The organism is Polaribacter sp. PL03, from assembly GCF_033875165.1.
GTDB lineage: Bacteria > Bacteroidota > Bacteroidia > Flavobacteriales > Flavobacteriaceae > Polaribacter.
Map to the genome: position 1 here is coordinate 479316 of NZ_JAWZSV010000004.1, position 25377 is coordinate 504692.

At 28.3% G+C, this 25377-nt stretch carries 25 protein-coding genes; 12 read left to right on the forward strand and 13 right to left on the reverse strand.

All coding sequences use genetic code 11. The features are described from left to right. Positions 1-44: 44 nt before the first annotated feature. The 3 genes from SHK09_RS10845 to SHK09_RS10855 form a co-directional block, all read right to left on the reverse strand. Positions 45-3698: an AAA family ATPase gene (locus SHK09_RS10845; protein ID WP_319810797.1), complete on the reverse strand. Its 3654-nt coding sequence runs from the start codon at positions 3696-3698 to the stop codon at positions 45-47. A gap of 12 nt (positions 3699-3710) precedes the next feature. Next, positions 3711-4913 (reverse strand): exonuclease subunit SbcD, encoded by a 1203-nt coding sequence (sbcD, locus tag SHK09_RS10850; protein WP_319810798.1) that lies wholly within the window; start codon positions 4911-4913, stop codon positions 3711-3713. A 296-nt stretch (positions 4914-5209) separates the two neighbouring features. Then, positions 5210-6076 (reverse strand): YkgJ family cysteine cluster protein, encoded by an 867-nt coding sequence (locus SHK09_RS10855; protein ID WP_319810799.1) that lies wholly within the window; start codon positions 6074-6076, stop codon positions 5210-5212. Positions 6077-6731: 655 nt separating this feature from the next. On the opposite strand from SHK09_RS10855, the gene SHK09_RS10860 reads away from it, so the two are divergent. After that, complete coding sequence (locus SHK09_RS10860) at positions 6732-7163, forward strand: peptidylprolyl isomerase (protein WP_319810800.1); 432 nt, start codon at positions 6732-6734, stop codon at positions 7161-7163. A 61-nt stretch (positions 7164-7224) separates the two neighbouring features. Here SHK09_RS10860 and SHK09_RS10865 read toward each other — a convergent pair whose 3' ends face one another. The 4 genes from SHK09_RS10865 to SHK09_RS10880 form a co-directional block, all read right to left on the reverse strand. Beyond that, a complete protein-coding gene (locus tag SHK09_RS10865; RefSeq protein WP_319810801.1) occupies positions 7225-7716 on the reverse strand; it encodes a hypothetical protein in 492 nt (163 codons plus the stop codon). A 96-nt stretch (positions 7717-7812) separates the two neighbouring features. Further along, positions 7813-8184, reverse strand: coding sequence for a hypothetical protein (locus SHK09_RS10870; RefSeq protein WP_319810802.1), 372 nt, complete (start codon positions 8182-8184; stop codon positions 7813-7815). Between the two features lie 72 nt (positions 8185-8256). Beyond that, positions 8257-8913 (reverse strand): HAD family phosphatase, encoded by a 657-nt coding sequence (locus SHK09_RS10875; RefSeq protein WP_319810803.1) that lies wholly within the window; start codon positions 8911-8913, stop codon positions 8257-8259. Between the two features lie 11 nt (positions 8914-8924). After that, positions 8925-9341 (reverse strand): thiol-disulfide oxidoreductase DCC family protein, encoded by a 417-nt coding sequence (locus SHK09_RS10880; RefSeq protein ID WP_319810804.1) that lies wholly within the window; start codon positions 9339-9341, stop codon positions 8925-8927. Between the two features lie 142 nt (positions 9342-9483). Between SHK09_RS10880 and SHK09_RS10885 the strand changes: the two genes are divergently transcribed. From SHK09_RS10885 to SHK09_RS10900, 4 genes are read left to right on the forward strand one after another with little or no spacing between them, the layout of a single operon-like run. Further along, complete coding sequence (locus SHK09_RS10885) at positions 9484-10176, forward strand: ABC transporter ATP-binding protein (protein WP_319810805.1); 693 nt, start codon at positions 9484-9486, stop codon at positions 10174-10176. A gap of 2 nt (positions 10177-10178) precedes the next feature. Continuing rightward, the gene (locus tag SHK09_RS10890; protein WP_319810806.1) at positions 10179-11411 is read left to right on the forward strand and encodes an ABC transporter permease; all 1233 of its coding nucleotides are present in this window, start codon (positions 10179-10181) and stop codon (positions 11409-11411) included. A 2-nt stretch (positions 11412-11413) separates the two neighbouring features. After that, positions 11414-12658: an ABC transporter permease gene (locus SHK09_RS10895; protein ID WP_319810807.1), complete on the forward strand. Its 1245-nt coding sequence runs from the start codon at positions 11414-11416 to the stop codon at positions 12656-12658. Between the two features lie 19 nt (positions 12659-12677). Further along, a complete protein-coding gene (locus tag SHK09_RS10900; RefSeq protein WP_319810808.1) occupies positions 12678-13790 on the forward strand; it encodes an efflux RND transporter periplasmic adaptor subunit in 1113 nt (370 codons plus the stop codon). Positions 13791-13869: 79 nt separating this feature from the next. On the opposite strand, the gene SHK09_RS10905 is transcribed toward SHK09_RS10900, so the two are convergent. Next, positions 13870-14685, reverse strand: a complete 816-nt coding sequence (locus tag SHK09_RS10905) for a DUF1853 family protein (protein ID WP_319810809.1) — start codon at positions 14683-14685, stop codon at positions 13870-13872. A 57-nt stretch (positions 14686-14742) separates the two neighbouring features. On the opposite strand from SHK09_RS10905, the gene SHK09_RS10910 reads away from it, so the two are divergent. Next, positions 14743-15417 carry a DUF2461 domain-containing protein gene (locus tag SHK09_RS10910; RefSeq protein ID WP_319810810.1) on the forward strand — a complete coding sequence of 225 codons (675 nt, stop codon included), beginning with the start codon at positions 14743-14745 and terminating at the stop codon, positions 15415-15417. A gap of 181 nt (positions 15418-15598) precedes the next feature. On the opposite strand, the gene SHK09_RS10915 is transcribed toward SHK09_RS10910, so the two are convergent. Then, on the reverse strand, positions 15599-16936 hold the full coding sequence (locus SHK09_RS10915) for an MATE family efflux transporter (RefSeq protein ID WP_319810811.1): 1338 nt from the start codon (positions 16934-16936) through the stop codon (positions 15599-15601). Positions 16937-17031: 95 nt separating this feature from the next. Between SHK09_RS10915 and SHK09_RS10920 the strand changes: the two genes are divergently transcribed. The 4 genes from SHK09_RS10920 to SHK09_RS10935 are packed head-to-tail and all read left to right on the forward strand — an operon-like array spanning position 17032 to position 19669. After that, positions 17032-17427, forward strand: coding sequence for a thioesterase family protein (locus tag SHK09_RS10920; RefSeq protein ID WP_319810812.1), 396 nt, complete (start codon positions 17032-17034; stop codon positions 17425-17427). Between the two features lie 30 nt (positions 17428-17457). Then, on the forward strand, positions 17458-18579 hold the full coding sequence (locus SHK09_RS10925) for a DEAD/DEAH box helicase (RefSeq protein ID WP_319810813.1): 1122 nt from the start codon (positions 17458-17460) through the stop codon (positions 18577-18579). Beyond that, positions 18579-19208, forward strand: coding sequence for a trimeric intracellular cation channel family protein (locus tag SHK09_RS10930; RefSeq protein WP_319810814.1), 630 nt, complete (start codon positions 18579-18581; stop codon positions 19206-19208). Before SHK09_RS10925 ends, SHK09_RS10930 begins: the two co-directional genes overlap by 1 nt. A 5-nt stretch (positions 19209-19213) precedes the next feature. Next, positions 19214-19669, forward strand: a complete 456-nt coding sequence (locus SHK09_RS10935; protein WP_319810815.1) for a MaoC family dehydratase — start codon at positions 19214-19216, stop codon at positions 19667-19669. 87 nt (positions 19670-19756) lie between these two features. Here the strand turns inward: SHK09_RS10935 and SHK09_RS10940 are convergent, their stop codons facing one another. Beyond that, positions 19757-20137 carry a hypothetical protein gene (locus SHK09_RS10940; protein WP_319810816.1) on the reverse strand — a complete coding sequence of 127 codons (381 nt, stop codon included), beginning with the start codon at positions 20135-20137 and terminating at the stop codon, positions 19757-19759. Between the two features lie 118 nt (positions 20138-20255). Here SHK09_RS10940 and SHK09_RS10945 point away from each other — a divergent pair, with 118 nt between their 5' ends. Both SHK09_RS10945 and SHK09_RS10950 read left to right on the forward strand, forming a co-directional pair. After that, positions 20256-20699 (forward strand): hypothetical protein, encoded by a 444-nt coding sequence (locus SHK09_RS10945; RefSeq protein ID WP_319810817.1) that lies wholly within the window; start codon positions 20256-20258, stop codon positions 20697-20699. 1 nt (position 20700) lies between these two features. Then, complete coding sequence (locus SHK09_RS10950; RefSeq protein ID WP_319810818.1) at positions 20701-20901, forward strand: helix-turn-helix transcriptional regulator; 201 nt, start codon at positions 20701-20703, stop codon at positions 20899-20901. A 45-nt stretch (positions 20902-20946) separates the two neighbouring features. Here SHK09_RS10950 and SHK09_RS10955 read toward each other — a convergent pair whose 3' ends face one another. The 3 genes from SHK09_RS10955 to SHK09_RS10965 are packed head-to-tail and all read right to left on the reverse strand — an operon-like array spanning position 20947 to position 25377. Then, positions 20947-22344 carry a TolC family protein gene (locus SHK09_RS10955; protein WP_319810819.1) on the reverse strand — a complete coding sequence of 466 codons (1398 nt, stop codon included), beginning with the start codon at positions 22342-22344 and terminating at the stop codon, positions 20947-20949. A gap of 4 nt (positions 22345-22348) precedes the next feature. After that, the gene (locus SHK09_RS10960) at positions 22349-23707 is read right to left on the reverse strand and encodes an HlyD family secretion protein (protein ID WP_319810820.1); all 1359 of its coding nucleotides are present in this window, start codon (positions 23705-23707) and stop codon (positions 22349-22351) included. 5 nt (positions 23708-23712) lie between these two features. After that, positions 23713-25377 (reverse strand): peptidase domain-containing ABC transporter, encoded by a 1665-nt coding sequence (locus tag SHK09_RS10965; RefSeq protein WP_319810821.1) that lies wholly within the window; start codon positions 25375-25377, stop codon positions 23713-23715.

Genomic DNA, 25377 nt, shown 5'->3' on the forward strand with positions numbered 1-25377 from the left:
AAAAAAAACTCAAGTTAAACACTTGAGTTTTTTTAGCTGTTTTTTTAAATTATTTCTACTGTACTAACACCGTTACTTTTCTTCGTAATTTGAATTTGAGTAGGAATGCGTTCTTTTAAGTTTTCTACATGAGATATAATTCCAATCATTTTACCTTGAGATTGTAAGGTTTCTAGAGTAGAAATTACGGTTTCTAAGGTATTACTGTCTAAAGTACCAAAACCTTCATCTATAAATAGAGAATCTATTTTTACATTTTTACTTGCTAAGTCAGACAATCCTAATGCCAATGCTAAACTAATAATAAACTTTTCTCCACCACTAGAAGTATCTACCAATCTTGCCTGATCGGTTTGATAATGGTCTATCAAATTAAAATTAAGTTCTTCTTTTGGCTTATACGATTCTTCCATTTTTAAAGAATATCGCTTGTTTAATTTATACAGATGCACATTGGCAAGGTCTAATAAATGCCTTAATGTTAAACGCTGTACATAGACATTAAAAGCATCTTTAGAATTTCCTGTAATTTTGAAGAGCTCTTTCCAAACTTTACAAATTTCTGCTTGTGCATCTATTTTTTTATAGACTTCTGTATTACGGTCTCTTATTTCTTTGTCTTTTTTAAATGCCTGAAATATTTTTCCTTTTTCAGTTAAAAAACCATCTTTTTTTGTTTTTAAAGAATCTAAATTTTGTTTGCTTTCTATTTCAGAAGTTTCAAAGGTTTTAGACTTATTTAAGTCTTCTTTTGCTTTTATATTTTCTTCTTTTAAAGTTTTTATTTTGAGTTCATTCTCTCTTATACGCTCTTTATTGGTTGTGAATTTTGCTTTCTCTTCAGCAGACAATAAAGCAGATTCAATGGCTTGTTTCGAATTGAAATTACTGTCTTTTAATTGTAATTCTAAAGAAGCTTTTAGAGTATTTAATAAATTAGTTAACTCTCTTTGAGATTTATTATTTTCTAGCTTTAAAGCCTCTTGTCTATTTTTTGCATCTAGTAATTTTTGCAAACCAATTTTACTCAATTTCGCTTTGTCATTAAGTTTATTTCTTAATGCTTGTAAACTATTTCTTTTACTTTCTACAGTAATATCAATTGGTAAAATTGCAATTCGTTGGGTTTTTAGTTGCTCATATTTTATTCCAGAATCACTAATGGTTTTACTAGATTCAGTTTGTTTTTTAGAAAAGGTTTCTAATTGTTTTTTATCATTGTCTAGCTTTGTGTCTATTACTTTAATTTCTGCCCCTAAAGTGTCTAAATTCTTCTGTGTTTTATTAAAAGTTGAAATTTTTTCTTCAATTTTTTTAATAAAACTATTGGTGTTTTCGGTAGATGGTACTTGATAAGTAAATCTAGATAGTTTTGTTTTTAAATCAGTTTCTAAATCTGTACAAACTTTAGAGACTTTGTCTATTGTTTTTTCACTTTGGTCAATATCTACTTTGGCATTTTTGTTTTTTTCTACAAGAGTAGCCACTGTTGTTTTTAAGGTTTGAACCTCTTGTTTTTCGACTTCAATATTTTTTGATAATTTATCTTTATCAACTTGTAATTGTTGTGCAACCGTTACATTGCTATTTAAGTCTTTAAGTTGTGTAATTATGGTATTTAACTCAATATTAATTTTAGAGATATTATTTAATTCACAAGAAATATTTAGCTGTTTTACGTTGGTTTCAATTACATTTAACTCAGAAATAAGTGTATTTAATTGCTTTGTTAAACTATCTATATTTGTGTTTAGTTGAACCTCGTTTTTATCTAAAGCAGTTTTAGAATTGATTAATAATTGTAGTTTTTCTTTTCTATTATGAAGTTCTAATTCAGATTTGGAAATATTAATTTCTGTTACATGTTCCGTAAACGGATGTTCTTTAGAACCACATAAACCACAAGGTTCTCCGGTAATTAAGTACTGACGATCAGTTTCATATTTGGCAACGCTTTTTTCTAAATCTAAAATTTTAGAAGCATCTGTAACCGCTTTTTCTTGAATTTCAATATCCTTTTTTAAGCCTGCTATTTGTTTTCTTATTACTTCTAAATCTAAGGTGTAAGATTTTTTGTTTTCTAATAAAGTTGCCTTTGTATCTGCAGCTTTTTTATGTTGATCTGCAAACGCTTTAAATTGTTTCCAGTTAGATTCAGCAATAAGAAGTTTGTCTTTTTTAGCTAATAAATTAGTTAAATTATTTTTTTCGATAGCTAAGTTAATCGTTTCAATTTCTTTATCAATCTTGGTAACATCAGCTACTCTTTTTAGAAGTAGTTCATTGTTTATTTTTAAGATTTCTGTAGTATTAGAAATTGCAGCTTTTTTTTCTTTTACAGATAAAACACTCGCATTTAGTATTTCTTTATGGCCTTTTAAGGTGGTTAAACCGGTAGTCCAATCAGAGATTTCTAATGTAACTTCTTTTAAAAACTTATTTTCAGAAATAAAAATTTCATCAACTTTAATCTTTGATGTTGTTTCACCTAAATCTTTATTTAATTTATGTTGATTAACTTTTAAAGCTTCAATTTGAAGATTTAATTCTGTAAGTTTTTTTGATTCATTCTGTTTGGTTTCTTTTTCACTTTCTAATTCGCTATCTATTTTTGTAACGACATCGAATTTAGTTGACCAAGCAGAAAATTCTTTTTCAGAAAGTACTATTTCTGCATCTTCATTCTTTGTAATAGTTTCTAAATTTACAATTTGAGGCTTTAGTGTGGTTAGCTCTTTTTCAATTGTTTTTAATTGATTTTCTTTAGCAATAGTCTCTTTTTCTGTTCTGTTTAAATTCTGAGTTATTTCTTTAAAAGGTTCCGCTTTTTCATTTAAAGCTAATAAATCTAATTCAGGTTTATGTTTCTCTATAAAAACATCTAAAGTTTTAGTGTTTTGTTCTAGAGTATCTGATTTAACGACCAATTCTCGATATTGAACATACCAATTTACAATTACTTGGGTTGTTGTTAAATCTTTTTCAGTTTTAATAATTTCTGTATCTAAAAATTTATCTTGTTGTTTTAATTCAACTTTAGCGTCTTCGGTTAAAACATCATCTGCATTAATTTTAGATTCAATTTCTTTTAAGGTATTTTCTTCTTTTGATTTTCTGTCTAAAATTCCTTGTCCAATTTTTTTATAAATCTGCTCACCCGTAATTTGTTCTAACAATTTTCCTTTTTCAGGACCTTTTGCTGTTAAAAACGAAGCAAATTCACCTTGCGCTAACATTACAGATCTTAAAAATTGATTGTAATCTAATTGAGTAACAGCAACTATTTCTGTAATTAAATTCCGCTTTTGAGTAGCTAAAATGGCATCTGTAGTTAAGTTTTTTAAACTAACTTCCTCTTTAGGATTTTTATATGCTTTCCCGTTTTTATCAGCAATTCTAATTCCCCAAAAAGCCTCATATATGTTATTATCATTTTTAAAAGTAACTCTACTAAAAGCATCATATGCACCATGACTTACAACATCTAGCAATGTACCTTTAGATCCGTTAAAACGTGGTACATTATGATATAAAGCAATAGTTATAGCATCTAAAATTGTTGTTTTTCCTGCACCAGTAGAACCTGTAATTGCATATAAACCAACATCTTTAAATTGTTCATTATCAAAATCGATAACAATAGGAATATCCGATTTTAAGGAGTTTATGTTTTGTAATTCTATCTTTAAAATTTTCATAGAGAAGCTGCCTTATTGGTTTTTAACGGATTGTAAAACTTCATTAAAAGCATCCCAAACTTCGGGTCTTTTTTCTAAATCATAATCCATTTCTTTACATTTTAATTTAAAAACTTCTGTTGGCAATAATTCTTTAATCGATTTTGTGTTTTCTAACAACTCTTCAATTCCTTTAATTTTACGCTGATTTTTCAATCCTATTTTTAATATTTCAAAAGGATATTGTGCTGCTTCAGATTTTAAATCGTCTGTATTTACGGTATTGTCTTCCTTTAAAGCAATTTCTACCCAAGGTTTTAAATTATACGGATTAGAAGTAATACTAGGAAAAGCGTCTATACATTCTTGCAAGTTACCGGTAAGCTTATAAAATTCCCTAAAATTAGGAATTATGTCGTCTTTTATTTCAGTAATTTTATTGTTCTCTACGGATAAAATAATTACTTTTTTATCATAATTAATTTCACTAAAGCTTAAAACATTTGGTGAACCAGAATAACGGACTTTCTCGTTTCCACCAATTATTTGCGGTCTGTGTAAATGACCTAAAGCAATATAATCGAAATAAGTTGGAAAATCTTCTGCGCCAATATGCCCTAAAGTTCCTACATAAATATTTTGTTCACTATCAGAAATCGTTCCTCCAGTTGCAAACAAATGTCCCATAGCAATAACAGGTGCGCTGCTAGTGTTTATTTGTTTACATTGTGCTGCGGCAGATGCATAATGGTTAATTAATGCCGTTTTGTATTTATCTGTTAACTCATCAAAAGTTTCACCGGCAACGGCACGTCTAATATCGCCATCGCGTAAATATGGCACCGCTGCAATAATTACTTTTTGGTTATTAATACCAATTTCGAAAACCTCATCTTCTATATTTTCGGTTGCTTTACCAACTACTTTTATAGACAAAGCATCTAAGATATGTTTTGGTGCATTTAAAGTTCCAGGAGAATCATGGTTTCCGCCGGTAATAATAATAGATTTACAAGTAGTTCCATTTAGTTTCACCAAAAAACTGTAATACATTTCTAAGCTTTGGTTAGACGGTGAACCGGTGTCAAAAATATCACCAGAAATTAAAAGCACATCAATTTTTTGTTCTATGATATAGGTTTCAATCCAATTTAAAAATAAAGATTGTTCTTCAAACTGAGATTGTTCGTGCAATCTATGCCCTAAATGCCAATCGGCGGTGTGCAATATTTTCATTTTCTTTTCTCTTTTTAACTTATAAAGTTTACAATACAAGTTATCAACCATTTTTTTAATCAAAAATAATAGTAGTTATTCTATATGAAACCTTAAAAGCTAAATTAACTTTTTTGGATTAAAAAAGTAGTAATCAAAAACACCTTTTTGTAATTATTTTAATACGTAATTACTAAGATACTAGGTAGGTTTGTATGTAAAGAAGCCCAAGTAATTAACTTGGGCTTATTCATTTTTTTTTATAAGTTTTTAAATTATTGCTATATTTCTTTGTAGTAAATAAAGAAGAAGTTAAATTATTCTTTGGCTCCATTGCTTTTAGCAATATCAATCCAATGTTCTGCTATTCCTTTAGTGTCTGCTCCTAAGCCTCTAGATAAATGCAATGCAACACCCATAATTAATATAGAAGCTTCATGAAGTTCTTGGTGTGTTTGTATGTTTTCAAATTCTTTTTGAGCTTTTAATTGTAGTAAATTATTATGTTTTTGTGCAAAAGAAGTAGGATTTTCAACTTCATCTTTTATTTCAGGAACCATTAAACTGTCTACCCAATCCTTACCAATTCTATGCGCTAAATTTTCTGGAAGTTCGTTACCCATTTCTCTCCAAGTAGCTAATGTTTTAGTATCACCAGAAGCAGCCAAACCAGAATCTAACAATAACTCAAAAGCTATGTCAGCTATATTTTGCATCATAATTAAATATTCATCTTGTGCTTTTTCAAACGGATTAGCTCCTTGACCTTTTAAATATTCACCAACACTAAGTTTTGGTAATTCTAAAACTTCTGCGCAGTCTGTTAAACAAGGAAACTGTTTTCCTTCATAAATATAATGTGCTTTGTCGAATTGTATTTGTCTACCTAACGGGTATAAACGACATGCCAATGGACGACCTTGATGTACGCTACAACCAACATTATCTATATATTGACTGCAAGCTTTTTGTCCTTTTTTATCTTCTTTACCGTTAAAAGTTAATCGAATACCACCAAAATCTGTGTACAAATCTCTAAATTCTCTAGGCGTAACTTTTTTCTCTTTACTGAAGCTAAATAATTCCCAAGGATTTAGCATTACAGCTTTACCAAAACAACAAGTTCCGGCTCTAGAGCAGGTAAGTGGTAGTATACTGTTAGCGCTTAGTTTAGTAGTTTGCATTCTATGTTTTATTGTTAATATTTTTATTGAAATAAATCTAAAAAAAATCTCTAAAATAAAGAGTATTATAGAACTGTAAAGATATTATTTTAGACTTAATTAAAGGTGTTTAAAAACCTCCTTTAAATGAAACTGCAATTTACTTAAAACAAAAGAGTTGTCTCGTGCTTGTTGCTTTTCTATTATAAGTTCTTGTTTTAGACTTGCAAAATCTGCAACAAAACCAATAATTATTAAGAATATTTATAGTAAGAACACTTAATTTTTGATATTAATTAATATTAAAAGAACAATTAGTTAAGCTATATTTTTTTGTAAAAGTTGATAATATTCATAATTTTAATACTAAGAAATATGACTTATTTTTACAAATTTGTCATAAGCTCTAATTGAAACTGACAAAGTTGCGTATAACAATTTGCGAGCTAATATTATTTTCAAAAAAAAGAAAAGTTTCTTATTTGCTGTTATAAGAGCGATACAGCTTAGTTTCTAAGGATTATAAATGTTTAATTTAAACATCACATATCTTTAAAATAGAGGTTTTTATTTTTTGGCTTGGTTTTGGCGGTTGTAAAAGTGTAAGTTTAAATTAAAATATTTTTTGCGTAAGAATTATGTAAAAACTGTTTTTTTCAAATTAAATAAATATAGTATGAGTCAAGTAAAAGAAAACAATACAGTAAAAGTACATTATACAGGTAAATTATCTAACGGACAAATTTTTGATACATCTGAAGGAAAAGAGCCAGTAGAATTTACTTTAGGAGAAGGAAGATTAATACCTGGTTTCGAAAAAGGTTTAATGGATATGAAGGTAAGTGAAAAGAAAACAATTACTATTGTTAAAGAAGAAGCTTATGGAGAAGTTAACAACGATTTAATTCAAGAAGTTAAGAAAACTGAACTTCCACAAGATATGGAGCCAAAAGTAGGTATGGGACTTGTTTCTAAATCTCCAGAAGGTCAGGAAATTAACTTAATGGTTGTAGAAGTAAAAGATGAAAGTATTGTTATAGATGGTAACCATCCTTTAGCAGGTAAAGATCTTATTTTTGATCTTGAAGTTGTTGAAATTACAAAATAAAATAAGTTACTTATTTTTTATAAAAAGAAGCCTTATGTTATTTACATAAGGCTTTTTTCTTTTAATTATTAATTACTTTAAGACGATTGTTTATTTTTTTAGACCAGCTATCTGCTAATTGAATTTCTCCGCTTAATTGTGTGTTCTCTTCACAATAGAATTCAAAATTTATATCAGGTTTATTTTTATCCTTTGCAATAAAATTAAGCATCACTTTTTCAATTATACTTTCGTTTCCATTTCCGTTTTTAAAAGTTTTTATATCCTTAAAAACGCTACAGTTTTTAACCTCATTTAGATTTACAAATTTTAAAATGTTTTCTTCTTTTTTTTGTTTAAAAAAGAAAATAAAATCTAAATTTTTGTCTTCAGAAATTATAAAATCGCCACAAAATTCATGGTTATTAATTTCACAATTATTTTCATTAGCTATTCCTGCTAAATTAGCTAGCATTTGTTTTTCTTTCTTTTTTCTATTTTGTCTCATTAATAAAAACGGAACAATGCAGATAGCTGAAATTACAGCTATTACTATAGTATTACCTAAATTCATTTTTAGTTTTTTGGATATTATATTTTACCTTACAAGTATTGTAAAGTCTTTAAAAATAACGAAGTCATATGTTAAATTATAGACTACTAAAAAATGTTACCAAAAGTAATGAAAAGGGAAAATAAGGTCTTTTTTCCGATGAAGAATCAGAAAATTTATAGAGGTATTTGTGTATTGAGAAAACCGCGTTAAAAATAAATTTTCAGTAGTTTTTAATATTCCCCAAAACTCATTAAAAGAATTTTTAAACCCTTGTGTTGGTAAATTATTGTAATTATTTACCGAACTTTCTGGTTGTATCGCTTCAGAAAAAATATCTACAGAAATTGCTGTAAAAACTTTTTCTTTTGATATAGAAGTATCTTCACTAAAATTAGAATAATTAAGAGCTGCATTTACAGAACCAATTGCAGCGCAATAGATAGCTGTTAAAATAAATACACTTAATATTCTAATTTGTTTTTTCACGCAGCAAAGGTAAGTAAGAAGTTTATTATTAAATAAATAAACTTTTAAAATATTACGATTACGTAGTCGTTTTTAGATGATTTTTTTTAGTTCTTTAAATTCGTGAATAACAGCATCTGCATGTTCTAATGTTTGTCCTTCAGAAAGTTTATTTGCAAAGCCAAAAACAAAGATACTAGCATCATTTGCAGCTTTAATTCCGTTATCAGAATCTTCAATTACAATACAGTTTTCTTTAGGTGTTTTTCCTAAAATTGCTGCTTTGTTAAAAATTTCTGGATGTGGTTTAGATTCTTTTAAATCTGCTCCACTAATTTTTGCATCAAAATATGTGTTTAGATTAAATCTGTTAAAAACTCTGTCTATGTTTATCATAGCAGAAGAAGAAGCTAAAATTAAGGTAATGCCTTTGTTATAAAAGTATTTAATAATTTCTTCTACACCTTCTACCAAATGTAAATTTGGGTCATTTTCAAAGAAATTTACATAACGTTCTCTTTTGTGTAAAACTAAATCTTCAGGATTATTGTCTAACTTAAAATAAGCTACTAATCTCTGAAAAGCGTTAATTGTAGAAGAACCTGTAAACGATTTATATAATTCTTCTGTAACATTAATATTTAAAGAATTAAAGGTTTCGTAATACGCTTTTTTATGAATTTCTTCAGAATCTATAATAACGCCATCCATATCAAAAATAACGCACTTAATTTCTTTTTCTAATTTCATTTTCTAATTTTTTAATCTAAAAATTTTGCTTTTAACTCTTTTGTAGGTATCATACAATTATCTTTTTTTCCAAACCATTTATAGCGGTTTTTAGCTATATAATCATAAATATGGTTTCTAAAATCTTCAGGAAAAACCCATAAGAGTTTTGTTAGTAGCCAAAGTCCTCCAAAATTATTCATAATTTTTAAAGCTGCGGTAGATTTAATGTCATAAGAAAGACCAGGCTCGTAAAGTATAATAGAGTCTGTTTTATTAATATCTATATTTAAATAAGTTAAAATTTCTTTTCCTGCCACAGATTGAATTGCGGCAAACAAGAAGGTGTTTTTTTTATCATATTTAATTGTTTTTGTAACTGCATCATTGCATAAATTACAAATACCATCAAACAAAATTACTTTCTTATTTTTAGGAATATCAATCATTTAAAAACTTCAAAATTTTATGAATTTCAAAGATACTTTAAGTTTTTTAAATTTTCTTGTAACATAATTTATTTTGAAGCGTCTTATGTTTGTATTTGAATTGTTATGCAATAAATACTTTTTATATTAAAATAACCAACCAATGATTAAAATTGAAGGATTACACAAATCTTACCCAATAGGAAAAGATTCTTTACACGTTTTAAAAGGAATAGATTTACATATAAAAGAAGGCGAATTCGTTTCTATTATGGGTTCTTCTGGTTCTGGGAAATCTACTCTATTAAATATTGTTGGTTTATTAGATGTGCATGATGAAGGTAACTACTTTCTAAATGGCCAACTAATAAAAGATATGAATGAAAAGAAAGCCGCTATTTTAAGAAATAAGTTTTTAGGCTTTATTTTTCAATCTTTTAATTTAATCTCATACAAAACAGCTTTAGAAAATGTTGCATTGCCACTATACTATAAAGGTATGGCAAGAAAAGAACGTTTAAAAGTTGCTTTAGATTATTTAGAAAAAGTAGGTTTAAAAGATTGGGCAAACCATTTACCAAATGAACTTTCTGGTGGACAAAAACAACGTGTTGCAATTGCAAGAGCTTTGGTAACAAAACCAAAGGTTGTTTTAGCAGATGAACCAACAGGAGCATTAGATTCTACTACAACAGATTCTGTAATGGATTTGTTAAAAGATATTAATGACGAAGGAATGACTGTTTTTGTAATTACCCATGAAGAGGAAGTTGCAGAACAGACAAAAAGAATTGTACGTTTAAAAGACGGTGTTATTATTAGTGATGAATATACGAAAGCCTCAAAAGCAATATAAATATGTTTGATTTAGATCGTTGGAGAGAAATTTTTCAGAGTATTAATAAAAACAGGTTACGTTCTGTAATGTCTGGTTTTACAGTAGCTTTTGCAATTTTACTTTTCACATTATTATTTGGTATTTCAAATGGCCTTGGTAATTTTTTTAAAGGTGCTTTTGCAGATGACGCCCAAAATTCTATGTTTGTTAGAGTTTGGAAAACCTCTAAACCTTTTAAAGGTTTACAAACAGGTAGAAGAGTTCAACTTAAAAATAAGGACTATAATTACATTGCAGATGAATATGAAGATAAAATTCAATATAAATCTTCAAGAATTTATAAGAATTTTTCTATTAAGTATAAAAATGAAGCAAGTACATACAGTGTAATGGCTGTAAATCCAGATCATCAATTTTTAGAAAAAACGATTATAGATGATGGTAGATATTTAAATGAAAGAGATTTAAAAGAAAAATCTAAAGTAATTGTTATTGGTAGACTAATTAAGAAAGATTTATTTGGAGAAAGACCTGCTTTAGAAAGAAGAGTAAACGTAAACGGAAGTTCTTTTTTAGTAATTGGTGTGTTTTCTGATGATGGTGGAGATAATGAAGAAAGAAAAGCATTTATTCCTTTAACTACGTCACAAGGAATGTATGGTAATAATGATTATATAAGTCAGATAGCTTTAGGCTATAATCCAAAATTAAGTACAGATGATGCCATTGCTTTTGGAAATAAAATAGAACGAGATTTACGTAAAAAGCTAAGCATTCACCCAGATGACCAAAGTGCACTTTCTGTAAGAAATATGGCAGAAGCAAATCAATTTGTAAATACCGTAAGTTTAGCATTATTATTTATCATCATATTTATAGGTTCTGGAACTTTAGTGGCAGGTATTATTGGTATTTCTAATATTATGATTTTTGTAATTAAAGAAAGAACTAAAGAGTTCGGAATTAGAAAAGCTTTAGGCGCAAAACCATCATCCATTGTTGGAATGGTTGTGCAAGAATCTGTTTTAATCACTACAATTGCAGGCTATGCAGGTTTAAGTTTAGGAACATATATCTTAAGTCTAATTGGTAATAGTTTAGAAGAAAAATACTTTATTAAAGATCCAAGTGTAAGTTCAGAATTAGTAATTGGAGCAACTGTTGTTTTAATTATTTCTGGACTAATTGCAGGCTATGTTCCAGCAAAAAGAGCAGCAAATATTAAACCAATAGAAGCCTTAAGAGCAGATTAATTATGAAATTTTTATTCGATTCAGATACTTGGCAAGAAATTTACGGAAGCATCCGTAAGAATAAAGTGAGAACTTCAATTACTATTATTGGTGTTCTATGGGGAATTTTCTTGTTAGTTGTTTTATTAGGGGCTGCAAGAGGATTAGAAAATAGTTTTAATAAACTGTTTGGTAATTTTGCAACAAATAGTGTTTTTGTTTGGACACAATCTACAGATACACCTTTTAAAGGTTTTCAAGAAGGTAGAAGGTTTACATTAACAATGAATGATATTGATGTATTAAATTCTGAATATTCTAAAGAGATTAAATTATTAGCACCAAGAAATCAAACCAATAATTTAATTATTAAAGATTTTAAATCTGGTGATTTTAGAGTAAGTGGAGATTATCCGATTTTAGATCAAATTCAGAAAAAACAATTATTATATGGTCGTTTTTTAAATGAAAATGATATTTTATCAATTGCAAAAGTAACCGTAATATCAGAAGATATGTACAAGCAATTGTTTGATAAAGATGAGTTTCCTATTGGGCAATATATTAAGATAAATAGTATTAGTTATAAAGTTATAGGTGTTTACAAACCATCAAATACAGTAAATTTTGACGGAGATTGTGCTTATATTCCTTTTACTACTTTTAGAAAAGTATACAATACTGCAAATAAAGTAGATTGGATGATGATTACTGCCAATCAGGGTACAAATATTGAGCAAATGGAAAAGGATATTTTGCTTACTTTAAAAGGCCTTCATAAAGTACATCCAGATGATGAAAGAGCTTTTGGGAGTGTAAACTTAGGAAAAGAAATAGGAAAAATTACAGGTTTTTTAGTAGGAATGCAATTTTTAACTTGGTTTGTAGGTATTGCAACCTTAATTGCAGGGGTTTTTGCTATTGGTAATATTCTATTAATTACAGTAAAAGAACGTACAAAAGAAATAGGAATTAGAAGAGCTTTAGGAGCAACACCAAAAAGTATTCGTCAACAAATTATATTAGAATCAGTTTTTTTAACAACAATTGCTGGTATGTTAGGTATTATTTTTGGAAGTCTAATATTATTTTTAATAGACGCAGCAATTGGTCAAGGAGATGATGCTGTTTTAATAAACCCAACAGTAAACATACCAATTATATTGATCGCATTTGTTACATTAATAGTGTTAGGAACCTTAATAGGATTAATTCCTGCACACATGGCAACAGTAGTAAAACCAATAGAAGCATTAAGAGAAGAATAAAATAAATTAACAAGAAATCATGAGTAAGAGATCAAAAATTATTTTAATAGTTATTGTAGTGTGTTTTATTGCAGCACTTGTTTGGTTCGGTAAAAAGAACAAAAAGAGTATTGTAGAATATGAAACAGAAACACCTTTTAGAACAACCATTATTAAAAAAACTGTTGCAACAGGTAAGGTAATTCCTTTAGAGGAAATTGAAATTAAGCCTCAAATAACAGGAATTATAGATAAAGTGATGTTGTTAGAGGGTTCTAAAGTTAAAAAAGGAGACTTAATTGCAGTTGTAAGAGTTGTACCTAACGAGCAATCTTTAATTAGTGCAAGAGGTAGAGTGGATAATGCTAAATTAAGAGTTAATAATGCTTTAATTTCTTACAAAAGAAGTAAAAGTTTATTCGACAAAGGCGTAATTGCTAGAGCAGAATATGAAGGTGTAGAGTTATCTTACAACCAAGCAAAACAAGACTTAAAGAATGCCCAAAATGATTATTTAATCATTAAAAGAGGTTCTGCAGGTTCTGGTGGGGCAGCAAATACAAATATTATTGCACAAATGTCTGGTACAATTTTAGAAATCCCTGTAAAAGAAGGAGATCAAGTAATTCAATCGAACAATTTTAATGCAGGTACTACCATTGCATCTATTGCAGATATGAGTAAAATGATTTTTGAAGGAAAGGTAGACGAATCTGAAGTTGGTAAACTTATAAAAGGTACAGATATAGAAGTTTCTATTGGTGCTATCGAAGGGCAGAAGTTTCCTGCAAAATTAAACTTTATAGCTCCTAAAGGAACTGAAGAAGGTGGTGCTGTACAATTTAAAATTAAAGCAGATGTTTCTTTAGATAATAAATTCTTTATTAGAGCGGGTTATAGTGCAAATGCAGATATCGTTTTAGTAAAAAAAGATAGTGTTTTATCTATAAAAGAAGGTTTATTAAAGTTTGATAAAAAAACAGAAGAGCCTTATGTTGAAGTAAAAATAGCTGATGGTACGTTTGAAAAAAGAACGGTTAAGTTAGGTACTTCTGATGGTGTAAATGTTGAAGTATTAGATGGAGTTACTAAAGATGATGAAATTAAAATTTGGAACAAAGCTTCTAAAGACGAAAAGAAAAAGGTAAACTAATTATTAAAATTAGCTAAATTTTAAAAAGAGGAACTTATTTATATAAGTTCCTCTTTTTTTGTTTTATAAACTTGTTTTTTTAAAACCACCAAACTAAAAAGAATTTCTCAATTTCTCCGTTTTGTTTTTTTAACCAACAAAGTGGTGAAAACTCTCTTTCTAAAATAGCTGTAGTTTCTTGTTTAAATTCATTAAAAGAAGACCAATTTACCTTTTCATGTGGTAAAACCAACCAATCTTTCTTAGTAGGAATATAGAATTTAGATTCAGAAAATTGTTCTAATTCCTTTAGATTACTATAAAAACCTACAATACAATTATTATTTATTTTAGATAACTGAATATCTTTTTTTAATAACGGAACAAATAACTGGGCTTTAAAATAGACTTGTTGCTCAATTTTTTCTGATGATAATTGAATCTCTTTTAAATACGCTTCACATTCTGTAGCGTAGAGAAGTGGTAATTGTTTTTCTTTAAGCTTAGTTAATTTTTCTACTAAAGAATCTTTTCTATTTGGTCCAATAAAATGATCTATTTCTGAATTCCCAACAGAATCATCATACAAATAGAATTTATATATAATTTCTAAATGAATTGGTATACCTTCTTTTAGAATGATACAATCTAATTCGCCAAGTGTAATTTTTTCTTTCTGAATTTGTATGTTTTCAGAAATAATTTTTATAGATGAATGTTGCGCTAATTCAAATGAAACAAAACGTTCTATGTATTTTCCTAAGCGCAATTTCTCATTAATATTACTATTAAATTTTGATGATTTAAGTGGTATGTTAAAATGTTGTAAGTCGAAAATAGCATTGCCATTCCACAAACAAGAAGTTTGCAAAAAGCCATCATATCTTTTCTGAATATCTTTTGTTTTTTGATGCATTTGAAAATCGAAGTTACAAATCTATTTTGTAAATTTAACTTTTAAAACATCAATAAAATGCAATTTCAAAAATCTACATTTAAATACCTTGAAGAGCTTCAGAAAAACAATAATAGAGATTGGTTTGCAGACCATAAAGAAACGTATTTAAAAGAGCAGCAAAGTGCAAAAGATGTATTTGCAGCTATAAATTTTAACTTGCAAAAGCATGATGAAATAGAGAAATCTAAAATGATGCGTATTTATAGAGATGTTCGTTTTTCTAAAGATAAAACACCTTATAAAGCTCATTTTGCAAATTCTTTTTCTAGGTTGGGTAAAGAATTAAGAGGTGGTTATTTTTTAAGAATTAGACCAGGAGAATCTTTTTTAGCCGGCGGCTTTTGGGAACCTAGTAAAGATGATTTATTAAGGTTAAGAAAAGAAATAGAGTTAGATGCTTCTGAAATTAAAGATATTTTAAAGGATAAAAATTATAAAAAGTATTTTGGTGGTAAATTTGAAAGTTTTTCTGAGTTAAAAACTGCTCCAAGAGGTTTCGATAAAGAACACCCAGATGTAGATTTATTACGTAAGAAAGGATTTATTGCTACTAGAAATTTTACTGATGCAGAAGTATTAGCGCCAAACTTTGTAGAGGAAGTAGATAAAAGTTTTAAAGCACTTCGTCCGTTTTTTAATTTGTTTAGCGATATTTTAACAACTAATTTAAACGGAGAATCTATCGTTTAATAGTTTTATAGTATTCGTTTATAGGTTTTTAAAGGGGATTCTAGAATTGTAAATTGGGTTTGCAAAGTTTGCGTTAGGGATTGAAACGGCATCCTTTTAAACTGTTTTTCGAAACTTCGAAAAATTGTTTAAAAGATATAGTGTAAAGCCCGCCCTTTTTAGGGAACGCACAAAAAAAAATCTAATTCAGGTTTTTATTTACTTCTCGTTTTAGAACTACAACTGTTATTATTGTAGATAAAATGTCTGCAATAGGAAAAGACCACCAAACGCCATTTACACCAAAATAAATTGGTAGAAAATAGGCTAACGGAATTAAGAAAATTCCTTGTTTTAAAAGAGTTAAGAACAACGCAGGCATTGCTTTTCCTGCTGCTTGAAAATAGGCAGAACCAACTAATTGCATGGTTACAACTGGTGTAACTAAAAATACAATTAACATGGCATTTGGCGTTTTTTCTAAAAGCGTTGCGTCGTTTGTAAAAATCCAAATAATTTCTTCTTTAAAAGTAGCAACCGCTATAAAAATAAAGGTTCCTATGATAGAGCCAAAATAGATAGATTTTTTAATGGTTTCTTTAACTCTACTGTTTTTTCCTGCGCCAATATTAAAACCAGCAACGGGTAAAAATCCTTGCGAAACGCCTAGAATAGGAGAGAAGGCAAACATCATTACTCTGTTTATAATTCCGAAAACGGCAATAGATATTTCGCCACCATATGTAAAAAGAGAGTAATTTAAAACAATCATTAAAACACTAATTGCACCTTGTCTAACTACAGAAACACCACCTAATTGTGTAATTTCTTTAACAATATTAAAGTCTAGTTTAAAGTTTTTGGGTATAATTTTTAGTTCGCTTTTAGAAGATAAAAAGAAATATAAAATATATAAACCACAACTTGCATAGGCAATTGAAGTTGCTAAACCTGCGCCCCACATGCCCCAATTAAAATACTTAATAAATAAAATATCTAATAAAACATTTAAAACCGCAGGAACCATCATTGCATACATTGCAAATTTGGGTTTTCCTTCTGCTCTAATTGTTGGGTTTCCCATCATAGCAAAAGCTAAAAATGGTACTCCATAAATAATTACGCCAAAATATTCTGATGCAATTGGTAAAATATCTCCTTTAGCGCCAAATAGATTAAGAATTGGAACACTATAAATATTACCAAGAATTACAAATAAAATAGCTAAAATAACAGTTAAACAAATCTGATTTCCGAATGTTAAAAACGCTTTTTTAGAATCATTTGCACCTAAAGCTCTAGATATTATAGAGCTACCTCCAATACCAATTCCCATTCCTATAGAAGAAATTAAAAAAGCAATTGGTAAAACAACGGTTATTGCTGCAATGGCTAAAACACCAATCCATTGTCCTACAAAAATGGTGTCTACAATCATGTTTAAAGACATTACAAGAATTCCTATTGTTGCAGGAACTGCTTGTTTAAGAAGTAATTTACTTATTTTTTCTGTACCTAATTCGTTTGCTAGTTTGTTCATAGAAGTACCACAAAGAACGTAAATATTAAGTAAAAAGGTAGTAGATAAATTGTTATAGAATTATTAAAATTTATAAATTTGTACAAAATTGAATAATGAAGGATATTTTTGAATTAAAATTAATAGTAACATCAGAAAATATAGACGATTTAAACCATGTAAATAATGTGGTTTATGTAGAGTGGATGGATAAGGTTGCTTTTGAACATTGGGCTTTTTTAACAAAAAATAATCCTCTGCCAGAATATATTTGGGTAGTTGTAAAACACGAAATAGAGTATCTAAAACAGGCTGTTTTAGGAGATGTAATTACTGTTAGAACTTGGGTTGGTGAAACTAAAGGCTTTAAATCTGAACGTTTAATGGAGTTTTATAAGAACAATTTATTACTAGTAAAAGCAAAAACTGTTTGGGGAATGTTAGACGCTAAAACTTATAAACCATCTAGAATTAGAGAAAATGTTTTAAAAGTATTACAACCTATTAAATAAAAGTATCTTTGCACAAAATTTAGAGACAAAATGGCTTCTTTTTCAGACTTAGGAATAAAATCATCATACATACAATCGATTAAAGAATTAGGTATTTCAGAACCTTCAGAAATTCAGGAGAAAGGAATTCCTATTTTATTGCAATCTAAAACAGATTTTATTGGGTTGGCACAAACAGGTACAGGTAAAACTGCTGCTTTTGGTTTGCCTATCTTACATAATATAGATACAACATCTAACAATATACAGGCGTTAATTTTATCGCCAACTAGAGAATTAGTACAACAAATTAAAAAACAGTTGTTCAAATTTACGAAGTATAACGAAGAGAAAATTTTTGTTGAAGCTGTTTTTGGTGGAGAAAAAATAGATAGACAAATAGGAAATCTAAAAAGAACAACACATGTTGTTGTAGCAACACCAGGAAGATTAATAGATTTAATAGAACGTGGAGATATAGATATTAGTCATGTAAACACTGTTGTTTTAGATGAAGCTGATGAGATGTTGAGCATGGGCTTTAAACAAGATTTAAATAGAATCTTAAAGTTTACTGTAAAAAACGATAGAAATACTTGGTTGTTTTCTGCAACTATGCCAGAAGAAATTAAGAAGATTGTTAAAACGTATATGGATGCTAATGCGCCAAGAATTGAAATTAATCCTGATTCTTTGGTAAATGAAAATATTAGACATCAATTTGTAAAAACCACTATTAAAGAAAAAGCAGGTAAAATTATCTCTTTTCTAGAAAAAAGAGGTGCACAACGTGGTATTATCTTTTGTAGAACAAAAGCCGGAGCGCAAAATTTAGCAGATTTATTAATTGAAGAAGGTTTTTCTACTGCTGCTTTAGAAGGAGATATGCAACAGAAAGAACGTGATAAAGTTATGCGTGCTTTTAAAAATGAAAACTTACAATATTTAGTTTCTACAGATGTTTCTGCTCGTGGAATAGATGTTAGAGATTTAGAATTTGTAATTCACCACCAATTACCAGAACAACTAGATTACTATACACACAGAAGTGGTAGAACTGCTAGAGCTGGTAAAACAGGAATTTCTATTGCATTTGTTTTGCCTTATGAAATTGAAAGAATTCATGAAATTCAAAGAGATCTTAATATAAAATTTACAGAAGTAGACGTGTAATGAAGTTAATTTACATTATAGATATTCTAGGTACTTTCGCTTTTGCGATAAGTGGTGCCTTGGTGGCTTTAGATAAAAAGTTCGATATATTTGGTGTTATAATTATTGCTTTTGTTACTGCAGTTGGTGGCGGAATGTTACGTGATGTTTTAATTAATGCACACCCTATAAATTGGATTGCTGATCTAAACTATTTATATGTTATTCTTACAGCTGTAATTTTTACTTTTCTTTTTAAAAGTAAAATTGCACATTTAAGTAAGACAATGTTTATGTTTGATACCATTGGTATTAGTGTGTTTACTTTATTGGGGTTAAAAAAAGGACTTTTTTTTGATTTACACCCAATTATAGCATTAATTATGGGCATGATTTCTGCCGTTTTTGGAGGAGTTTTACGTGATGTTTTAACAAATAAAATTCCTTTAATTTTCGAAAAAGAAATTTATGCTTCAGCTTGTTTAGCTGGTGGAATTATATATTTAATTTTGAATTACTTTAACGTAAATGAAAACACTAAGTTTGTTATTTCTGCGGCAGTTATTGTTTTAATTAGAGCCATTTCTGTAAGATTTCACTTAGAGCTTCCAAAAATACAAAGCGATTTATTTACAAAATCTAAAAAATAATTATATTGGTTTTTGATACAATTACAGACTTTAAAAAAGTAGTTGGTAACGGTATACCAATAGGAAATTGGTATACCGTTACGCAAGAAATGATTACCGATTTTGCGAATGCTACATTAGATAAACAATGGATTCATGTAGATGAAGCTAGAGCTGCTAAGGATTCTCCTTTTAATAGCACCATTGCACATGGTTTTATGTCTGTTTCTATGATTTCTAAATTATTAGAAGACGTTTTTACTATTAAAAGTTTAAAGATGGGGTTAAATTATGGGTTAAATAATGTTCGTTTTCCTAATCCTGTTCCAGTAAATAGTGAATTAAGAATGATCTCTAAAGTTATTGCTGTTGAGGCTTTAGCTAATAATGGTATAAAGGCAACTTTTTCTTGTACTATAGAAATTAAAGGACAAGAAAAACCTGCTTGTGTTGCTGAGTTTCTAGCGGCTTTTTACGAATAATATTAAATTAAACTAGCTTATAGTATTAATTTTTTCTTATTGATTTTACTATCCTAAAATGCCATCTTGTTTACATTTTTTTGAATACTACACTAAGAAAATGCAAGCAATAATTATTAGAATTGACATTATATACATTTCTAATTCTACATCTAATAAAATGTATACTTGTTGTATTGTTGCACAGATTGCAGAAATAACAAGAAAGTAATAAGCAATCTTTTTTCTCATTAAAAGTAAAATAGAACCTAGTAAGCCACCAAATACAGCTAAAGCATATATAGCAGTTAACCAAGAAGGTTGTTCTATTAGCATTTCTGCTTTTTGTTCTGCTGGTAAATCTGTAACCATTTCTTCAGTTACAAAAGCATAAAATAAATAAGAACTTACTCCCATTAAATTCCATAGAAGAGCAATAATACTAATTACCCAAAATGAAGTTGCTGTTTTTGTAGAATTATTTGTCATAATAAATGGTTTAATTATTAGATAATTTAAGTGTAGTGAAAAAAGTTGTGAAAGTATAAAATGTAAAGTATATTTGTCTTTATAGAAAATTAACTTGTCTAATTGTAAAATATAATCTATGTCTAAACAAACGATATGTGAAAAAGAAAGAAGAAATTTAAAAAAAATGAATAAATTTCAATTGAAACATAAATATAAAAAATTAGGTCTTTATATTACCATTGTAAGTTTTGTAGCTATGATTCTCTTGCTATTTTTGGATGAATCAATATGGATAAAACCGGTATTTCAAGGTGTTATATTGATTGGGTTATTGGTGATGTCTTTATCAAAGGAAAAAATAGAAGATGAATATGTGGATAGTTTAAGATCTCAATCTTACAGAGTAGCTTTTATTTCGGTAGTTTTATACTCTGTAATTCAACCAATTGCTATTTTTATAGTAGGATTTATTTTCAAACAAGGAAAAGTCTTTGAAAGTTTTAATTATTTTCAGGTTTTATATTTTATGTTGTTAGTACAATTACTAATTTTTTGGGTGCTAAAAAGAGCAGATAAATAAGATGAAGAACACTTTAAAAGTACAACGTGCAATATTAGATATAACACAAGATGATTTGGCTAAAAAAATTGGTGTTTCTAGGCAAACTATTAACTCTATTGAAAAAAATAGATATGTGCCATCTACTGTTTTGGCTTTAAAATTATCTGCAGTTTTTAATATTTCTGTAAATGATTTTTTTAAACTAGAAGAAGATGATTAGCTTATAAAATCTAACCATCTTCTTTAAAATAAGTATCTCTTAATTTTAATTAATAGAAATAACGGCTTCTTTAAATAAGCTTGCTTTAGCTTTGAAGAAACTGTTTTCTAAAGTAATTGCTTTAAGTTTAGAGTCTATGTATTTTTCTTCTCTATAATTAACTAAGAACAAAGAACTTTCACCTAAGAAGAATTTACGCTCTTCTGCTTTTAATAAAACGTCATAATCTCTAACTATTTTAAAAGTAAAATCATTTTGTAAAATGTAAGAGTTTAATTCTTGCTGAATTGCATTTATTTTATTTCTAATAATCACTTTTGCAGCATTATTTTCTAACCTAGTATCTTGTAGTTTAATTTTTGCTAATTTTAAATCTCCACGCTCTTTTCTTACAAATATTGGCATGCTAAAATTAATACCTGCCTTGTAGTTATTTGTATTAAAAGAATTTATTTGATCTCCGTTAGCAGAAATAAAATTATACTGAACATCTATTTTAGGTAATAAATTATTTATTTTTAAACGTTTTTCTACATCCAAACTTTTAATTTTAAAACCTAATGCTTTTATTTTCGGGTGATTTTCAATGTCAAAATTTTCGTTATTAAAAAGCGCAATATTAAACGTTTTATCGATAGAGTTAAATGTATTAATATCTGGTACTATATGTTCTTTTAATTCAATAGGTGTGTTTTCATTCAACCACAAAAAATTAGATAATTCTAAAGAAGATTTTATTAGTTTAATGTTTCCTTTTTCTAAATTTAACTTTCTGGTATTTAACGTTATTTGTGCTTCTAGAGTGTCTATTGCTGGTTTTTCACCTTCTTCAAAAGCTCTTTTTGTTGCATTAAAACGCACTTTAGCATTGTTTAAAAAAGAAGCATAAACTAATTTTTCATTATATGTTTTTAACCAATTAAAATAGGACAAAGAAGCATTGTAAAGTACTTTATTTACAAATATTTGCTGTTCTTCTTTTGCTTGATTTAAAAAGAATTTTGCTTGTTTTAAAGAAGCCATTCTTTTGTTATTTAGCAATCCTTTAGCTAAAGAAACAGAGATGCCAGCGCTATATAAACCATCTAAAGGAACATTGTTTTCTGGGTTTAAGAAAACACCATCATTTTGTTCGAAGTTAGCTTTAAACTCTACACCGTACCAAGTAGGTATTTTAAAAGCACCGTTTAGTTTGTTGTAATATTCTTTTTCTTTGAAAAGTTTTTTATCAAAATCTACCTCAATTTTTGGATCAAAAGCGCCTCTTGCCTTTAATAATTTTGCTTCACTTGTGTTAATAACAAGGTTTGCTTGTTTTACAATTGGATGATAGTTTTTTACATAGCCTAAAAACTCAGACAAAGTCATAATATTATTTACTTTTTCTTGTGCGAACTGCTGAGAAAAAATTAATAATAAGCAAATAATTAGATATTTTTTCATGCGACTATTTTTTTGCGTCAGATTTTCCTTTTTTACTTCCTTCTGGTTGATAGTAGTTAGGAGGGAAGCTATTTAACTGTCTCCATAATTCGAACCAAATTGGCACATCTTCTAAAAGTGCAATTGTTCTTGCACCAGAACCAACTCTAATTGCAGTTGGCCAAGTATTGTCTTTTTCATCTGCAGCTAATAAAACTCTGTATTTTCCATTATCGCTAATAAAATTCTCTATGGCAACTACCCTTGCTCCATAAGTTCCGTAAGAAGCATTTGGCCAACCAGAAAACACAATTGCAGGCCAACCATCAAATTGAACACGTACTTTCTCTCCAATATGTAATAATGGTAAATCTATAGGTCTTACATACGTTTCTACAGCTAAATCATATTTTTCTGGCATTATACCAACTAAAGATTCTCCTTCTTTAAAAGTACCTCCAATTCCGCCTTTTAAAGCTTTATTTATATAACCATTTTGCGGAGAAGTAACATATAAAAGTCCGTTTCTAATTTTATAATTACTATTGCTGTTTTCTAATTTAGAAACTTGAGCTTCTGCATCAAAACCACTAGATTGTGCCGTATACATATCGCTTTGTGCTTTAGAAATTTTATCTGTATAAGTTGCACCAATTCTAGTTAATTCTAATTTTGCATTTAGAATCTCATTTTTACTAGCTAATAATTTATTTTCTTGTGCAATTAATTTAGACTGTGTTTCTTGAAGTTTTAAACGTTTTTGTTCTACATCAACTACAGCTTTTAAACCTTCTTTTTGAAGTATTTCTGTTCTAGTAAATTGTTTTTCTGCAATTTTTAAATTTGTTTTAGCAGCTTCGAAACTAATACTATCGCTTTGTACTTTTAATTTAGATTGAAGTAATTTGTTTTTAGCTTGTGCTATTTTTAAGCCACGTTCTTCCTTTAAAGCTACTATTTGTCTTTGTAAAGCTTGTACTTTTCCTTGGTATGCATTTACAGAAGAAGATTTTGCACTAATTTGATCATTTGTTCTTTCTATTAAACGACTATCGAAATAATCACTTTTTACTTCAGAAATTCTAAGAATTGTGTCTCCTTTTTTTACGTAATCTCCTTCTTTAACAAACCATTGCTCTATTCTACCAGGAATTTGAGACTGAATTGTTTGTGGCCTTTGATCTGGTGTTAATGTGGTAACTAATCCTTGGCTTGTAATGTTCTGTGTCCATGGTAAAAACAAAATTATAAAACCCAAAAGAGCAAAAACGAATAAGAATTTATTTAATGATTTATAGTAATTTTTATTAAAAATATATTTACCAGATTCAAAATTTTTTAAATCTACTTTTTTATTTAATTGATTGTTAGAAATATTTAACATAGCTCTTAATTTATAGATTTAATTTGTCCTTTTTCTAAAGTTATTACTTGGTTGCATTGCGTTCTCCAGCTTTTCTTACTACTTACAACTATTAATGCCCAAGGTCTTTTAGAATCTGTTAAATAGTTAATAATTGTTACTGTTTCATCAAAGTTAAATTGATCTAACGGATCTTCTAAAATCATTACTTTAGGCTGTTTTATAATTGCTCTAGCTAAAATTAATTTCTTAGCAATTGTAAAAGACATTTGTCTTCCTTCAGGATATAAAATTGTTTCTAAACCATTAGGTTGTTCTTTTAAGAATTGTGTTAATCCAACAATTTCTAGTGCTTCATAAATAATAGAATCTTTTATAGCTTTATTACCAAAAACTAAGTTGTTTTTTATACTTCCTTCAAAAGGGGTTTCATCTGAAAGAGACAACCCTAATTGAGATCTATAATGATTTAAATGCAAACTACTTAAAGATAGATTGTTTATGTAAATATGACCAGAAGTGGGTTCTATTACACCAGAAATTAAACGTAATAATGTAGATTTCCCAGCACCACTTTCTCCAACAACCAAAATTCTACTTTCTGGTTTTAATGTTAAAGAGATATTTTTAAGTATGTGTTTCTCTTTATTTTCTACCCCAAAAGATACATCTTCTAATTCAACAGTTAAACCATCTTTAAAAAGAGGACTTTCTCCTTCTTGGTGTTCTAATTCTTTATCTACAACTTGTCCTATTTTTTCTATAGAAGTTAACACGTCGTAGAAAGACTCTAAACCAATAATTAATTTTTCTACAGATTGTATAACAAGTAAAATAATTATTTCTGCAGCAACAAATTGTCCAATATTCATTTCTTGATTTAAAACCAAAGCACCACCAATTAATAATAAACTGGCTGTAACAATTACTTTAAATCCTATCATTTGGCTAAACTGTAAAATCAGTATTTTAAAGTGATTTTCTCTAGCTTCTAAATATTTATTTACTAGATAGTCATTTTTCTCTAGTGCTAAACTTGTGTTTCCAGATAATTTAAAACTAACAACTGTTCTTGCTACTTCTTGAATCCAATGGGCAACTTTATATTTTATTTTAGATTCTACCAAACTAGTTTCTAACCCTTTTTGAGCAGTAAATTTAAATACGATATAAATTAGTAGCAATAATAGTATTCCAAAAACAATAAAAAATGGATGGTAAAACGATAACAATATCAACGCAAATACAATTTGTAATAATGCCGTTGGTACATCAATTAAAATTTTAGATAATCCTTTTTGAATTGTTAACGTATCAAAAAATCGATTTGCTAATTCTGGTGGATAAGAGTTGCGTAGTTCGTTCATTTTAATCTTAGGAAATCGATAACTCAATTCAAAAGAAGCTCTTACAAAAATTCGTTGCTGAATAGTTTCTATTATTCGCAGCTGCATTAGCTGTAAAGCTCCTGAAAAAACGACACCAATAGTTACTACAATTACTAAAACAACCCAAGAAGTAGATATTTGTGCTCCTTGTATTAAATTAATTATTGCTTGTATTCCTAATGGTAGAGACAAGGCTACAACACCACCAAAAATTGCGTAATAGAATATCTGAAAAATATCTTTTTTTTCTAATCTTAAAAGACCTACAAAGCGTTCCCAAGGTGTTAATTGTTTATTTTCCAT